The organism is Acinetobacter sp. COS3 (assembly GCF_000475335.1).
Taxonomy (GTDB): domain Bacteria; phylum Pseudomonadota; class Gammaproteobacteria; order Pseudomonadales; family Moraxellaceae; genus Acinetobacter; species Acinetobacter venetianus.
This window is the reverse complement of the sequence record NZ_AXCD01000001.1, coordinates 1-15,736: the sequence shown is the minus strand read 5'-3', so window position 1 is coordinate 15,736 and position 15,736 is coordinate 1. Positions and strand designations below refer to the sequence as shown.

Below are 15,736 nucleotides of genomic sequence, written 5' to 3'. Positions count from 1 at the left end.
CAACAATATTATATTGGGCTTTATCATAATTAGTGGGTGAATAGGAAAAAGTTATGTTGAAACTTTTGGCATTGGATCGCTTTACAATATTCTTGGTTGCGATGGTGTTACTCGCAACATTTCTGCCTGTTTCAGGCCAACTAGCATCCTATTTCAATATTTTAACGACCGCTGCAATCGCAATACTTTTCTTCTTACACGGTGCGAAGCTTTCTCGGGAAGCGGTTGTGGAAGGCATGTTACATTGGAAAATGCATGCTTTAGTTTTTGCTTTTACTTTTCTTATTTTTCCCGTGATTGGATTACTCGCCAAACCTATTTTAGAGCCACTTTTAGGCCAGCAGCTTTATTGGGGCTTCTTGTTTATGTGCTTTTTGCCATCAACAGTGCAATCTTCAATTGCCTTTACTTCCATTGCAAAAGGTAATGTCGCTGGAGCGGTGTGTAGTGCTTCTTTCTCTAATATCATCGGTATGTTCATTACACCGATTTTAGTGAGTTATTTCATTTTAGGTCAGAGCCAACATGGTTTTGATCCAACAAAATCTATTATTCAAATTACTTTATTGCTGTTAGTTCCTTTCATTTTAGGGCAATTATTAAGGCCTTATATTTTCCCGTTGATGGTGAAAGTGCCAAGCTTAGTGAAAGCTTTTGATCAAGGCTCGATTCTGATGGTGGTATACGGTGCATTTAGCAGCGCTGTTGTAGCTGGTCTATGGCATCAGGTGAATGGGATCACTTTGCTTTATCTGGTACTTGCTTGTTCAGTTCTTTTAACGATTGTGATGTTGCTTGCGTTATATCTACCGAAATGGCTGGGCTTTAATCGTGCTGATCAAGTGACGATTTTCTTTTGTAGTTCTAAAAAAACTTTAGCGAGTGGTGTACCCATGGCGCAAATTTTATTTATTGGCCAACCATTAGGTATGATTGTTTTACCTATCATGATTTTCCACCAAATCCAGTTAATGGTGTGTGGTGTGATTGCGAATCATTGGGCAAAATCGAAGCAAGAATAGTTCGCATAATTTGATTTGTTGGCGTATAATGCTCGCCACTTGTTGGCTTTGCTCTGATCTTAAAGGTCTCGGTGGGTCAAAAGAAATGGTCTGTTGTGGTGTTGATCTGCAAGTGCAAAAACACTTTGCTTTCCTCAAATTGAGAGTGATCAATTGCGATAACAGCTTAAGCCTTTCTTGTTAATTAGGAGCATCGACCATGCGCGCCGATATTCACCCAAAATACGAAAAATTAGTTGCTACTTGTTCATGCGGTAACGTAATCGAAACTAAATCTGCACTTGGTAAAGAAACTATTTACCTAGACGTATGTTCAGCTTGCCACCCATTCTACACTGGTAAACAAAAGAATGTGGACACTGGCGGTCGTATCGACAAGTTTAAACAACGTTTCTCTGGTATGTCACGTTCTATCAAACGTTAATATCAAGAAAGAAAAAACGGGCAATTTGCCCGTTTTTTTGTGCCCTTAATTTTACGCTTTACCTTAATAAAAGGTGAGGAGTCATCAAACTCCTCAACGTGGACTATTGGTCTTGTACATCAGTTAAGCGGTCAAGTTTCTTCTGGAAATAATTACCTTGTAAGAAACGCGCTTCAACATTCCATGCATTCGCAAAAAGATTCATATCATTCAGATCAATTAAGAGAATTTCTACAGATTTTATTCCTATGAAATGTAGAATTTTTTCTTGCAGCGTAGCCATATCTTTATCTGAAGCCAATTGCTTGGTTAGCTTATTATCGAAGCTCAAATATTGTGTATCAATCTGATTGAGGATGGATTCGCTATACAGTGAATTACCAAAGTTACGGATAGAAATTTCAGCACCGTGTTGACGAAGTAAAGCGATTTGAGGTTGTGCTTGAGATAAATTCTGTTGTAACGCCAATTCTGAGAACTGAAGAATTAATGGATGCGCTTGTTTACTTCCAATAATGGTCAGTAATTTTGCAATTAATTCAGGTAATTTCTTGTCATTCAATAAAATATGATGGTTGAGGTTAACAACGAGTTTGGCTTTGGGATATTGGGTAATGAAGTTATGTAATTGCTTACATGCCTCAACCAAGATCCAGCGATCTAATTGTACAGATAACTCAGGATCATCTTTTAAATCACCAAGATCATTTAAATCTTGCCACTGATTGTTATGAATAAACCCACCAGTGACTTCATAGGTATGCGTATATTGATCTTGTTTGTCATAGAGCTGCTGATATTTCAGATGAATATCGCCAGCATCAAGTTTTTGTTTTAACTCTTGTAATAATGTTAATTGAACAGCCTTTGGAATATGTTCTGTAGTGAGACCAATGTCAGCATCAATTTTTGGTGTATTCAATGTTGGCAATTGTGATGAGAATGCTTTCGTCAAAATTTGCTCGAATGCAGTTTGATCATTAATTTGCTTGGGAAGTTCGCTATATCCCAGTTTCAACTGCAAAGGGAAGGTGTATTGTTCAGTCGCTAGCAACTGCGGCTTTTGTAGGCTGTTTAAACCAATCAATAGTGAATTTAAAACTTCTTTTGACTCAGCTTGCAATAAGCCTGCATGAAGTGATTTCTCAATCTGATAGATTGGAATATTTACTTGCTCTTTAATGAAGTTTTGAATGTTTGAAAAATACGCTTTAGTTCCACGCCAGTCATTTTGGAAAACCTCATTTGGGCAGTGATTTAAACTAAATAAAACTAAAGCATTTACATTCGCTGGGTGGTTGGTTAAATGGCGATTAATTTGTTGTAAGGCAGTATTTAGACTTGAAACTTTCTCTGCCACGACTGGTGCAGCTGAACTAGTAGGTGTTGATATACTAATTGATGAACCACATTCGATATTGAGTTGAATTTCATCTTCATCGCCAGAAGGAATAAACTCGACTTGCAAAGGATTATTCTTGACAGTTGGATTTTGAGTATGAAGTTCAAAACGCCCATGCTCAAATTGACCTTGTGAAATCTTTTTAAAGCGGAGTTTAAATTGAGCTAAATCTTCTGGTTGTAAAACGTCAAGAATTGGTAAACCAATCAGATCATCTTCGCTGTTGAAGCCAAATAAATTTGCATATTCTGCATTGGCACTCATGTGAATACCTTCTTGCAAAAGAGCAACGGCTTTGTGGCTCTCAGCAGCTAAGGATTGTGCTTGAGTTTGTGCGGCCTCTAATTCATTCAATAAACGATGTTCAGCTTGAACTAAACGACTGTATGAGAGGGCACGAACAATACTGATATAGAACGCTTCAGGTGCTTTTAGGTTTAAGACATCGTAAATGCCTTTATGAATGTAGCTTTGATATTGATCAGCACTGTAATTTTCTGGCTCTAATAATAAAACGGGCAAGCTTGGCTGAGCTGATGCTTGAATTAAGGACAGTGTTTGTTCAATTTTTAAATCGTAGGCACGCCCAAAAATGACAATGTCCCAAGGTAAGTTGAGTTGTTTTTCAAAAGCTTTGAAGTCATCTAGTAGTGTTGCTTTCACCTGATGATCTTGTGAGGCAAATATTTCTAAGACTTGATTATAACGGAGTTGGTTATCATCAATAATTAATAAGCGTGTTTCTGTACGTTTTAACTTTTTAGAGAGTAAAGAATTTCTCACTTCAATGCTTCCCATAGATCTTGATCATTTGTATCCATATTATTTTGTGCCATGAATTTTTGTAGAACAGGCTGTTCTTCATCATTCAATAGTTCAAAATCAAATTGAATAAAGCTCTGGGTAATTAGCTGTGCCGTTAATAAATACACTTTTACTTCCTCTTTCCCCAATCGTAAATGAACAGCTTGCTGTTCTCTAAAAATTTGTGAACCTGGTAAAATTAAAGTTGTTTTTGTTTCATCCAAATTTTGGTTTTTTAATAAAAGTGCTGGATGATAGTTACTTACATGACGATCAGATTGGATACGTACGGCGCATGGGAAAATCTCTTGTGCCAATACTTCTAAACCTAATTCTAAGCTTTTTTCAGTGGATTGCTTTAACCAACGAATCACACCTCCACGCCAATGTCCATGAGATGTTTCTTTCACAAGAATATATTCACCTGTTCTTAAGTTTTTAGGTGCTTCTCCTGACCATTTAATACGGTAACCGTTAACACTAATATCAAGAATATCAGCTTGATAAACAGCCTTACTTTCTCTGCTTAGTCTTTGAATAGAGGACTCTTGGTTGCCTGAAGACTCTTTTTTATCCCATGTCGATAAAAACTTAGATTCACTTTGTAAGCCGTACCCATGTTCAAGTAATAATGTTTCTGAGAAATTTTTTGCTTTCGATAAATAAAAGTGAGCAGTTAATAAACCAAAACAAATATGAAGTTGAGCTGAATATTCATATCGTTCGTGGCGTCGTTCAGCAGTTGTGCCTAAAATGGTTTGTACGTGGAACTTTAATGCAGGTGTTAGATAAATTTTCTCATTCTTGGAAATATATTCTGCATTTTTATGTAAAGTCGCAGTAACGTGTTCAAGTAAACCGTGAGTACTGATGAAAATATTTGGATTAAAACCAGAACTTTGCTTTTTATTATAAATCGGTGGGTGATCTTTGCTTGTATCAACGACATACTTGGTTAAATCAGTTTCTTTTGGTAATAACTGAACCATTTTGGCCCAGTCAAAACTACATTGAAATAAGGCTTGAATTTCTGATTGGCGTATTTGATTGGTGTTAAAAATATCCATCAAAATCAGTTGAGCATATGCCTGACTGATATTATTTAAACTTGGCTTACCTGAGGTCTGCTCTATATTGGTATGCTGATATTTGTGCGTAATCGCTGCATCATAAAGTTGATGTGCAATGAGCCACTGGCCAGCAACAGGCTCACTATAGAGCATATGTTGTTGATATAAGAGTTGAGTAAGTTGCTGTAAAGCTTGAAATGTGGCGAGTGTTCTTGCTGTTTGTAGATTTTTTTTCTGATTGAGCGCAAAGATTGAAAACTTTTGGTGATCAATTTGATCATTACTACGTCGTACAATATTGATGTAAATTGCAGCGAAGTAGCAACGTAACAACATAGCTAGCTCAATGATATGTTCATTGCGATCTGAGCTAATCACACCCTGATTAAAAAAGTTTTTTTCAAGGCTTCCTAAAACATTTTCTATCGTTGGGTGAAGAGCTTGAATCAGATCGAAGCGGAGTGTTTCAGGGCAGTCTAATTCACTTAACTCTAACAGTGCTGCAAACAATGCTTTAGATGTGTCGCCTAATTGCATGATGGAGAGTGTTGAAATCCATTCATTAATACTTTTGGTATTTGCATCACAAAAGCTGAGTTTGTCCCGTGTGAGAACAGTTGGAATTTGAAAAATATCCGAAAATGCATTATTCATCATTGTAATCAATCTCAGAACGTTTGAACCCCAAAAAGCGGTGTTTTATTTTTTTCGCCCGCAATTTCCCTGACGAGTTTAGGAACTAAATATCCCGGCAAACTCGCTAATACATCACTATATATTTGATCTATCTTTGAAGAATCTAAATCAAAGTGCTGAGCACCTTTTACTTTATCCAGTACATGTAAGTAATAAGGCATTACTCGTGCATCAAATAAACGAAGACTTAATTCATTCAAAGTTTCTGCAGAATCATTCACACCTTTGAGTAAAACTGCCTGATTTAGCACTGTTATATGATGTAGTGATAACTGTAATAACTTTGAGCAGGTGAAGTCATCAAGTTCAGCTGCATGATTTGAGTGTACCACCACTACAATGCGTAGCCTACTGTTTTTTAATATAGAAATCAGTTCGTCGTCGATCCGATTTGGAATAACAATAGGAACTCGTGAATGAATTCTCAATATTTTGATCTGGGGGAGAGATGCTAGACGTTCTAACCATAACGCTATTTTTCGATTATTCAGCGTTAATGGATCTCCACCACTTAAAATCACTTCATTAATCTGCGGATTTTGTTCAATATACTGCTTAATATTTTCCCAATCATCGTTTTTAGGTAGATTTTCTTGATAAGGGAAATGACGGCGAAAGCAATAACGACAGTGAATCGCACATGCTCCAGTCAAGGTAAGCAAAAAACGTGATTGATATTTATGCAGTACCCCAGCCATTTGGTTTGCGGCTTCTTCACCTAAAGGGTCGGTGACAAACTCAGGATGATCTTCAAGTTCCAAATGGTGGGGGAGTACTTGTAGAAGTAATGGATCGAGAGGATCGCGGATGTTCATTTTTCCGACGAATGCACGAGGTACGCGTAATTTAAACTGTTCAGAGGCAAGGATTGCACCTGATAATAGCTGATCGGTGGATAGCTCAAGTAAATTTAACAGCTCTAGAGGATCAGTAATTAGGTCACTGAGTTGTGATTGCCAGTTTTGCTCTTGATGTAAATAGTTTATCATGCCATACGTTAAAATAGTGTTAGCCGAAGCTGTGCGCCCAGTCTAACATTAATAGATTTGAGTTTTAAGTTTGGAGTGCGCCTTTCATGGCCTATTATTCTACAAATGATTTTAAAGCAGGCCTTAAGGTTATGCTTGATGGCAACCCATGTTCAATCATGGAAAATGAATATGTAAAACCAGGTAAGGGTCAAGCGTTTAACCGTGTGAAATTACGTAACCTTCGTTCTGGTAAAGTATTAGAAAAAACATTTAAGTCAGGTGACTCTTTAGAAGCAGCTGATATTGTAGAAGTTGAAATGGATTACCTCTACAACGATGGCGAAATGTGGAACTTCATGGATCCTGTATCTTTTGAGCAAATCGCTGCTGACAAAACAGCAATGGGCGATGCTGCAAAATGGTTAAAAGACGATTCAAATGAAAAATGTACAATTATGTTATTCAATGGTGTGCCTTTAACAGTAAGCCCACCAAACTTCGTTGTACTTAAAATCGTTGAGACTGATCCAGGTGTTCGTGGTGATACTTCAGGCGGTGGCGGTAAGCCTGCGAAACTTGAAACAGGTGCTGTGGTACGTGTTCCATTATTCGTACAGCAGGAAGAAAGCGTTCGTGTAGATACTCGTACTGGTGACTATTTAGAGCGTGCATAATCGTTAAACACAAAGTATACGATTATCGAAGGGATGATGAAGAATCATCCCTTTTTTTATGCCAAAGTATTAGATAAATCATTTTTTATAACAGGTAAGCTAACAAAGATATTTCTTCTACAGAAAATATAGAAAGGGAAATCACAATAACCACAAGTTATGTATTTGAGAGGTTTTGAATGGAGACAACACAAGCAAAGTCAACACTTCCCTCAAAACTCCTATGGAGTTTGGTTGCCATTGTCGGGGCAATTTCATTTGGGATATTGGCTGTCAGTCGCGGTGAGCATGTTAATGCTGTTTGGCTCGTCCTCGCTGCAGTCTGCGTTTATAGCATTGCATATCGGTTCTATAGTTTATTTATTGCAAACAAAGTTTTTGAGTTAAACCCAAGACGTCTAACCCCCGCACATCGTTTAGCAGATGGCTTAGATTATGTCCCAACCAATAAATACGTATTATTTGGTCATCACTTTGCTGCAATTGCAGGTGCTGGTCCATTAGTTGGTCCTATTCTCGCCGCCCAGATGGGATACTTACCGGGAACAATTTGGTTGTTAGTAGGTGTGGTTATCGCGGGTGCTGTTCAAGATTTTCTTGTGCTGTTTATTTCGACCCGTCGAGATGGACGCTCTTTAGGTGAAATGGCAAAGCAAGAGCTTGGGACTTTTGCAGGTGTTATCGTGATGCTTGGTACATTAGGTGTCATGATTATTATTCTTGCTGTGCTTGCCTTGGTTGTTGTGAAAGCTTTAGCTCACAGTCCTTGGGGCGTATTTAGTATTGCGGCCACCATTCCGATTGCATTATTCATGGGTGTTTATATGCGTTATTTACGCCCTGGAAAAATTGCTGAGGTTTCGATTATCGGCTTTGTTTTGATGATGATGGCGATAGTTTACGGTGGTGATGTTGCAAAAGATCCTTATTGGGGACAGTTGTTTACCCTAAGCGGCACAGAGTTAACATGGGCACTGATCATTTACGGTTTTATCGCATCAGTTTTACCTGTATGGTTGCTACTTGCACCGCGTGACTATTTATCTACGTTCCTTAAAATTGGTGTTATTGCTGGTTTGGCAGTTGGTATTATTTTTGCCATGCCTGAATTAAAAATGCCTGCGGTGACGCACTTTATTGATGGTACTGGCCCAGTATTTGCAGGAAGTTTATTTCCTTTCTTATTTATTACAATTGCTTGTGGTGCAATTTCTGGTTTTCATGCACTTGTTTCCTCAGGTACAACGCCAAAATTAGTCGATAACGAAGTGAATATTCGTATGATTGGCTATGGTGGCATGTTGATGGAGTCATTTGTCGGTATTATGGCAATGATTTGTGCGACTGTACTTGATCCTGGTGTTTATTTTGCGATTAATACGCCTGCTGCAATTTTAGGTACAAGTGTTGATACAGCTGCTGAAGCAGTTCGTAATTTAGGATTTGTTGTCAGCCCTGAAATGTTGACTGTCTTAGCGCAAGAAGTGGGTGAAAGTTCAATTTTATCTCGTGCTGGCGGTGCACCAACCTTTGCAATTGGTATGGCGCATATCATTTCTGAGATTTTTAATAATCGTTCAATGATGGCATTTTGGTATCACTTTGCAATTCTGTTCGAAGCGTTATTTATTCTAACTGCTGTGGATGCGGGTACTCGTGCTTGTCGATTCATGGTGCAAGATACAGTCGGTATCGTCGTACCTGCAGTGAAACAATCTAGCTCATTTGTTGGTAATTTAATCGGTACTTTTATTGCTGTTGCTGGTTGGGGCTTCTTTGTCTATCAAGGTGTTGTTGATCCACTTGGTGGGATTAATTCGTTGTGGCCATTATTCGGTATCGGTAACCAAATTCTAGCGTCAATGGCTTTGATTCTAGGTACAGTGATTTTGTTCAAAATGAAAAAAGAGAAGTATGTGTGGGTCACGATTGTTCCAACGATTTTCTTATTCATTACATCAATGACAGCGGGTTGGCAAAAGATTTTCCATGAAAATCCAAAAATTGGTTTCCTTGCGCAGGCAGATCGTTTTTCGAATGCGATTGCACGCGGTGAGGTACTTGCACCTGCTAAAACTGTTGCCGAAATGCAGACCATTGTGATGTCAAATCAGATCAATGCAGCTTTGTGTGCGTTCTTTATGATTGTTGCTGTTGTAATGGTAATTGCATCGATTGGAATTGTTCGCCGCGCATTGGCAAGCTCAACACCGACAGTGAATGAAGCACCAGCGGTTTATTCTGATGTTCCAATGACTGCAAATAGCATCAAAGGAGAATAATCATGGATTTTAAAATTGCTCGACAGGGTGGTGCGGTGATTGTAAAGATCATCAAATTTACCATCATGTCACAAAAACATTTGATTTTTTCACCCAGCAACTGGTCTCGTATTGCGACTTTGTGGCAACGTTTACAACAGAGCTTTCGGTTGATGGTTGGTGTGCCTGATTATGAGACGTATGTAAAACATATGCAGACACATCATCCTGATCTGACACCGATGGATGCGAAGACGTTTTATCGTCATTGTATCGACGCGCGTTATCCATCTTCAGGTGGAAATATGAAGAAGTGTCCTTGCTAGAAATCTTTTGATTTCTTTGAAAAAAAAACAAAACAGTGTATGTTGAATCATGCACTGTTTTATTTTGGGGAAAATATAATGTGGGGTACGGAAAAAGCTGCTGTTCAGGAGGAGAAATTAAAAAATCGAGAACTCGAACAAGATATTCAAAGCTTTAGCCCTAAGATCGAAAGGTTTTTAGTTGAGATTAATCAACTCATTTTAGATAAGCCTCAACAGACAAAATTAGCATTAAGCTGCTTGTTGGCAGGTGGTCATGTATTGTTCGAAGATTTGCCGGGATTGGGTAAAACCACATTGGCCAGTGCCTTGGCTCGTCTAGCAGGTTTGCATTTCCAACGGATTCAATTTACCAACGATATGCTAGCGAGTGATGTCATTGGTATTAATATTTTTAATCAAAAAGAACATCTATTTGAGTTTAAAAAAGGCCCTATTTTTACGCAGATTTTGTTGGCTGATGAAATTAATCGCTGTAGCCCAAAAACACAGAGTGCGTTACTAGAAGCAATGGAAGAAGGTGCTGTTACCGTTGATGCTGTGAATTATGAATTACCGCAGCCTTTTTGGGTACTCGCAACACAAAACCCGTTATTCCAAAGTGGAACCTATGCATTACCTGAATCTCAATTAGACCGATTTTTGATGCGGCTATCACTGGGTTATCCGTCACGCCAAGCAGAAAAATTGTTATTACAGCAAAACTCCCGCCAGTTTTTAATTCATCAGTTAGATGCTGTGTTTACGCAAGCAGATATTCTCCATTTAAGAGAGTTAGCAAAACAGGTTTATTTAAGTGATGCTGTGCTGAATTATATTTTAGATTTGGCGGCTGAAACCCGTAAACAAAGATATGGGCTTTCAACACGAGGTGTATTGGCGCTGAAAGCTGCAACTCAAGCTTATGCATTGGTTGAGGGGCGTGGATTTGTCACCAGTGATGATGTTCAATCTGTTTTTGTTGCTGTAGTTGCACACCGTTTGAGTCTAGGTGAAGTTGAAGCAAAACAGATTTTGCAGTCGGTTGAAGCCATGTAGTTGAGAGAAGGCACATGCAAAAAGGACTTAAGCAACAAGTTAGTCAATGGATTGCAAAGCGTTTTCAGGTGGATAGTGTTAAAACACTATTACAGAAAGATGTTTTAGTTTTTATTTACAAACAAGGTTTTCTCTATCTGATTCTGATTCTGATTACTTTTATCGCTGGAATTAACTACGGCAATAACTTGATTCTCGGTTTTTGCTTTTTATTAAGTGCGATTCTTTGTATTAGTTTTTATTTAACGTTTAAACAATTACATGACTTAAAAATTGAAATTGTCATGCCTGAGGTTGGTCAGGTTAATCAGCCATCAATTATTAGGTTAATGTTAAAACAACAAGATAAGACGGTACGATATTTACGGATAGAATCATCGCAACAAGAACAAATGATCTTTTTGAATCAAGTTCAACAAACTGTCGAACTTCCTGTTTTGCCTCAACAACGTGGCCTATATGAGTTTGGGGTGATCAAAGTCTATTCGACTTATCCTTTGGGTTTGGTCAGAGCTTGGACGTATTTATATCCTAAACAAAAAATATGGATTGCACCTAAAGCTCAAGATTGGCAAAAAGAACATAAAAACCAGCCGATGTCAGCACATGATAGTTTGGATGAATTTAAAGAATTACGTGCTTTGCGACAGGGAGATTCCTACCAGAACGTGGCATGGAAACAAGTTGCTCGAGGACAAGGATTCTTTATTAAAATGTTTGAGGCACAAGCGAATCACCAGCATTTGGAAATTGATTATCAACAGATTCCAGCCCTAGGGCATGAGGAAAAATTGAGCTTTATGATGGGCTTAGTTGAGCAATGTGAGCAGCTGGGTGATGACTATGCGTTAATTTTACCTCATGCACGATTAGAAAGTGGGCAAGGATATTCACAATTGATTCAAGCAAAACTTTTATTAGCGCAGGCTTAATCATGGCGAAGCAAATTTATTTCTGTGTATTGTCTACCCTAGCATTAGTATTGCTTGGCCAAGTTGCTTTCGCTCCAATCACTTTGAGTGGGGTGTGGGGGGGAATCTGGCTGATTTTGGTCTGGAGATACAACAAGCAAGTTATTACTCCGTTCCCAAAGCTAATATTGGTTTTATTTAGCTTGTTATCATTGGGGCTGATTTATATCAATTATCAGACTTTATTTGGGGTTGAAGCTGGGGTGGCTTTTCTCAGTACTTGCTTATTTGCAAAAAGCCTTGAAGCTAAAAACACACGTGATCTTTTGATTGTCTTCAACTTTGCTTTATTTGTCAGTGCAAGTTTGCTACTGCATAGTCAAGCATTTTGGATGGCAGTCATTGTATTTTTGACATTTGTAATGTGCTTGCTGGGCTTATATCGAATACAAACAGCAGCATTTAGCCAAAGTAAACTATCTTCTGGGCAACTTAAGCAAGATCTAAAACAGATCGTTAAATTTGTTGGTATTGCTACGCCGTTCTTTATTTTACTGTTTATCTTCTTTCCTCGATTGCCGCCGCTTTGGGCAATACCTATTCAGAACGATCGAGCGACAACTGGAATTAGTGACACAATGTCACCAGGTGATATTGCACAATTGTCTCAATCATCAGCTTTAGCATTTCGTGTGATTGCAGATATGTATCAACTCCCTAATCGGCAACAGTTATATTGGCGAGCATTGGTACTAGATCAATATGATGGTCGTACTTGGACGAGTAGTTTTTTCAATCAGCAATTAAAGACAGCATCATCAGCATCTCGATATGTTGATTATAAATATCTGCCTGCAGATGAACAATCTAATTGGATTATGGGATTAGAGTATTCGATTCCGCAGGAACGATATTTACAGCTTTATCAAGATGATAGTATTCGTCCAAGTAAGTTGATTAAGCGTAATCAACCAATACAAATGCAATGGTTAGGACGGACAACATCTGAACCCATTGTATTGTCAACAAAACAATTTGAATTAAATACTCGATATGGAAAAACTCAGGACCCAGAGGCACAACAGTTAGCGCATCAACTTTTTGAGCAAAGTCAAAATCAACCTGAAGAATATATCCAAACTGTACTTAATTGGTATCGAAAAAATGGTTTTGTATATACCTTGACTCCCGGGACTTTAGGGGGGGATCGAATTGATCAATTTTTATTTTATAGCCGTAAGGGTTTTTGCGAGCACTATGCTTCAAGTTTTGTAATGTTGATGCGTTTTGTTGGCATCCCTGCTCGCGTTGTAACTGGTTATCAAGGGGGGCAGCTTGCGATCGATGGGCAGAGTTGGGAGGTACGTCAACTCGATGCGCATGCATGGAGCGAAGTTTATATCGATGGCAAATGGAAAAGAATTGATCCAACAGCCATGATTGCTCCACAAAGGATTGATACAGGGATGCAAGATTATCTCGCTCAAGACCAGACGGTTTGGGGAGATGAGAGAGCACAAGGATGGCGATTGCAGCAGTTCAAATTTCTAAAAAATGTTCGGATTTGGAGCGATTATTTAAGTTATCAATGGCAGAGTAAAGTTGTCGGTTATGATGCGGAAAAACAAAAGAGTTGGTTATCTCGTTTGGGTTTAGATTCCACATATGGATATGTCATCATTCTAATCGTTGGTATTGGTGGTGTGCTATTGTTCTATGTAGGTTTTTATTGGTGGAGACAACGCCAACAACTAGTAGAATACCAGCGTTTAATTTTTAAGTTTCAAAAACAGTTACCTACGCCGATGCATAAGCGCCAAGCTGAAACCTTCCAAACATGGGTGCAACGTTTAATGAATTTTGTTGAAGATCATAAATCATTCGAGCAAGTAATTGTGTTATATCAAAAAATTGTTTTTATGGAGTGTGACAGTCCAAGTGATAAGCAATTGTTTAAGAAGTTGCTTAAAGACTGTGCGATTGAGATAAAACGATCTCAAAAAAACTTGTGAACCTTCTGAAAAATGAATATGATGCTTTACATTCTAGGTGTATAGCTCAGTTGGTTAGAGCGCTACGTTGACATCGTAGAGGTCTCCAGTTCGAGTCTGGATATACCTACCAAAATTTTATACTTAATTATCAATTAGTTAAGTCGCTAAAATTAAGGTAATTTAAGAGTTTTTAATGCTAAATTGGTCAGCTTGATGGTTTAAAATCGTCAAAATCTGCGTCAAAAACACCTTATTATTTCCGTTTTAGCACCAAAACGCCCCCAAGTTTACACTTGGGTTTTGTGTTTGGTGCTGCTACGACACCAAGGTGGATTTATGCAAAAACCAGTGAAGCGCGGCAATGCTTGGCGTATTCAAGTACGCTATAAAAATCTTAGAGACAGTGTCACACGTGATACTGCACGAGAGTGTGAACAATGGGCTGCTATTCGTTTACTTGAAATGAAAGCTGAGTATGATCCTAAAATAACTCAGATGCAAAAACCATATTTTTCATTCTTTGTCCTTTGTCAGAAATATTATGATGAAGTTGGATATAAGAAAAGAGGTAAATCCTTCATAAAGCAACAAATAAAAAGAGAAACATTTAAAAATTATTTTGGTGAACTTGCTGAAAAGTCAATTTATGAAATTAAACCTATTGACGTAAAAAAATGGCGAGATAAACGTTTAGAGAAAGTCGCACCTGGGACAGTACATCGACAAATGTGTTTATACACATCAGTTTTTAATTACGCCAAAAATGAACTTTTCTTGATTGAAGACAATCCATTCGCACAGGTCACTAAGCCAACTAAGCCTCCCGCCCGTAATCGACTAATAAGTCATAGTGAAATTGAAATCATACTTAAGGCGCTTAATTATAAAATTGGAACAAAGCCACAAACACCAAGACAGTATGTTGCATGGACTTTTCTTTTTGCGATTGAAACTGCTATGAGAAAAGGGGAGATTCTAGGGATTACGTGTAACAATATCTATCCTGACTACATACATTTGCCAATCACAAAAAATGGTGATGCTCGTGATGTTCCCTTATCTAAAGAAGCCCGTGATCTTCTAAACCTTATCCCTTACATGGATAGAGAAAAATTAATACCCCATAATTCCAATTCATTTAGATTAATTTGGCAAAGGGCAATTGGGAAAACAGAATTGAATAATGTAATTCACTTTCATGATACACGGCATGAAGCTATTACTCGATTTGTTAATAAACGCAAATTACCTGTGGAAATCTTGGCTAAAGTTACAGGACATAGGGATATTAAAACTCTGATTAATACTTACTATAATCCGACCGCTTCTGACATTGCTAAAATGATGAATGCATTTTCAAAGAAATAAGGGAGCAATTGCTCCCTTATTTTTTTCGATGTGCACCACGTCTGCTGGTGACATTAAGATTCTCTAAAATTGGTATGACTTCTGTCGGATCGTAAAGATGTTTGGTATCAGTACCCTTATTAAAGATTCGTAATTTTTCAATAAGTGTTTTCCGCGAGATACTGAATCTTTCTTGTAACCACGCTGCATCTACACGTTTGGGTAGTTGTTCTGTTTTAAGTTCAATGACTTTCCCGACTTTTGGAATAGTATCGTTTAGAAAAACTTGTGGAGGTGCATCAGATTCAATAACTATGACATATTTGTTTAGAATTCCCATATTATTTCCAATTAGAAAATAGATTTAAAAATAGTTGCAGAGGGTCAGCAATACAACTAATCGGAAATTGACTTTAACAAATTAATTAAAAAAAAGATGAGATATGTTTAAAAATCAAAAAAAATACTTATTTTTTATTATATCAGTAAATAATCTTTTGTTAGTTATAGATGATAACAACGTTAGCTACTTAGCTCATTTATTTTAAATGAGCTAACGTATACTACTTTTTCTTTTAATCTATGGATTTGTTATAAAAAGGATTTTTTGGGTCAGACAAAATAATATTTTTCTTAATATTAAAGCTCCTACCTTGCTCTGAAAATTTAAATTGTTCAATTTCAGACTTTGAAAACAATTCTTTTCTAAAATAATCTTTAGTTTGATAAAGCTCTATCATTTTAAGTGTATTCTCAAGATAATTCATTTCATTACTTTGTGATTTAAAAAATGATA

The 15,736-nt window shown here is 37.6% G+C and carries 13 protein-coding genes, 1 tRNA gene and 1 pseudogene; 10 read left to right on the top strand and 5 right to left on the bottom strand.

Annotated features, from left to right (window positions below):
• Positions 1-53 precede the first annotated feature (53 nt).
• Positions 54-1,022, top strand: a complete 969-nt coding sequence (locus IO68_RS17325; RefSeq protein WP_004880498.1) for a bile acid:sodium symporter family protein — start codon at positions 54-56, stop codon at positions 1,020-1,022.
• Positions 1,023-1,221: 199 nt separating this feature from the next.
• The gene (gene rpmE / locus IO68_RS17320) at positions 1,222-1,446 is read left to right on the top strand and encodes a 50S ribosomal protein L31 (RefSeq protein ID WP_005231378.1); all 225 of its coding nucleotides are present in this window, start codon (positions 1,222-1,224) and stop codon (positions 1,444-1,446) included.
• A gap of 103 nt (positions 1,447-1,549) precedes the next feature.
• Here rpmE and IO68_RS17315 read toward each other — a convergent pair whose 3' ends face one another.
• The 3 genes from IO68_RS17315 to epmB are packed head-to-tail and all read right to left on the bottom strand — an operon-like array spanning position 1,550 to position 6,407.
• Positions 1,550-3,646 (bottom strand): EAL domain-containing protein, encoded by a 2,097-nt coding sequence (locus tag IO68_RS17315; protein WP_031234623.1) that lies wholly within the window; start codon positions 3,644-3,646, stop codon positions 1,550-1,552.
• The gene (locus IO68_RS17310; protein ID WP_031234642.1) at positions 3,628-5,379 is read right to left on the bottom strand and encodes a hypothetical protein; all 1,752 of its coding nucleotides are present in this window, start codon (positions 5,377-5,379) and stop codon (positions 3,628-3,630) included. The genes IO68_RS17315 and IO68_RS17310 overlap by 19 nt, the downstream gene beginning before the upstream one ends.
• A gap of 11 nt (positions 5,380-5,390) precedes the next feature.
• Positions 5,391-6,407: an EF-P beta-lysylation protein EpmB gene (gene epmB, locus IO68_RS17305; RefSeq protein ID WP_023012321.1), complete on the bottom strand. Its 1,017-nt coding sequence runs from the start codon at positions 6,405-6,407 to the stop codon at positions 5,391-5,393.
• An 86-nt stretch (positions 6,408-6,493) separates the two neighbouring features.
• On the opposite strand from epmB, the gene efp reads away from it, so the two are divergent.
• The 8 genes from efp to IO68_RS17265 all read left to right on the top strand — a co-directional run bounded on the left by efp (position 6,494) and on the right by IO68_RS17265 (position 14,961).
• Complete coding sequence (gene efp / locus IO68_RS17300) at positions 6,494-7,063, top strand: elongation factor P (RefSeq protein ID WP_004652839.1); 570 nt, start codon at positions 6,494-6,496, stop codon at positions 7,061-7,063.
• Between the two features lie 179 nt (positions 7,064-7,242).
• Positions 7,243-9,345, top strand: a complete 2,103-nt coding sequence (locus IO68_RS17295; protein WP_019384840.1) for a carbon starvation CstA family protein — start codon at positions 7,243-7,245, stop codon at positions 9,343-9,345.
• Positions 9,345-9,650 carry a YbdD/YjiX family protein gene (locus IO68_RS17290; protein ID WP_171068551.1) on the top strand — a complete coding sequence of 102 codons (306 nt, stop codon included), beginning with the start codon at positions 9,345-9,347 and terminating at the stop codon, positions 9,648-9,650. The genes IO68_RS17295 and IO68_RS17290 overlap by 1 nt, the downstream gene beginning before the upstream one ends.
• A gap of 78 nt (positions 9,651-9,728) precedes the next feature.
• Positions 9,729-10,688, top strand: a complete 960-nt coding sequence (locus tag IO68_RS17285) for an AAA family ATPase (protein WP_023012320.1) — start codon at positions 9,729-9,731, stop codon at positions 10,686-10,688.
• 14 nt (positions 10,689-10,702) lie between these two features.
• Positions 10,703-11,620 carry a DUF58 domain-containing protein gene (locus IO68_RS17280; protein WP_023012319.1) on the top strand — a complete coding sequence of 306 codons (918 nt, stop codon included), beginning with the start codon at positions 10,703-10,705 and terminating at the stop codon, positions 11,618-11,620.
• Between the two features lie 2 nt (positions 11,621-11,622).
• Complete coding sequence (locus tag IO68_RS17275) at positions 11,623-13,611, top strand: transglutaminaseTgpA domain-containing protein (protein WP_023012318.1); 1,989 nt, start codon at positions 11,623-11,625, stop codon at positions 13,609-13,611.
• Positions 13,612-13,646: 35 nt separating this feature from the next.
• Positions 13,647-13,723, top strand: a tRNA-Val gene (locus IO68_RS17270).
• A gap of 206 nt (positions 13,724-13,929) precedes the next feature.
• On the top strand, positions 13,930-14,961 hold the full coding sequence (locus IO68_RS17265) for a tyrosine-type recombinase/integrase (RefSeq protein WP_023012317.1): 1,032 nt from the start codon (positions 13,930-13,932) through the stop codon (positions 14,959-14,961).
• Positions 14,962-14,977: 16 nt separating this feature from the next.
• Here IO68_RS17265 and IO68_RS17260 read toward each other — a convergent pair whose 3' ends face one another.
• Together IO68_RS17260 and IO68_RS0116785 are read right to left on the bottom strand one after the other, a co-directional pair.
• A complete protein-coding gene (locus IO68_RS17260; RefSeq protein WP_023012316.1) occupies positions 14,978-15,280 on the bottom strand; it encodes a hypothetical protein in 303 nt (100 codons plus the stop codon).
• Positions 15,281-15,515: 235 nt separating this feature from the next.
• Positions 15,516-15,736: pseudogene (locus tag IO68_RS0116785) on the bottom strand (hypothetical protein); the annotation flags it as partial.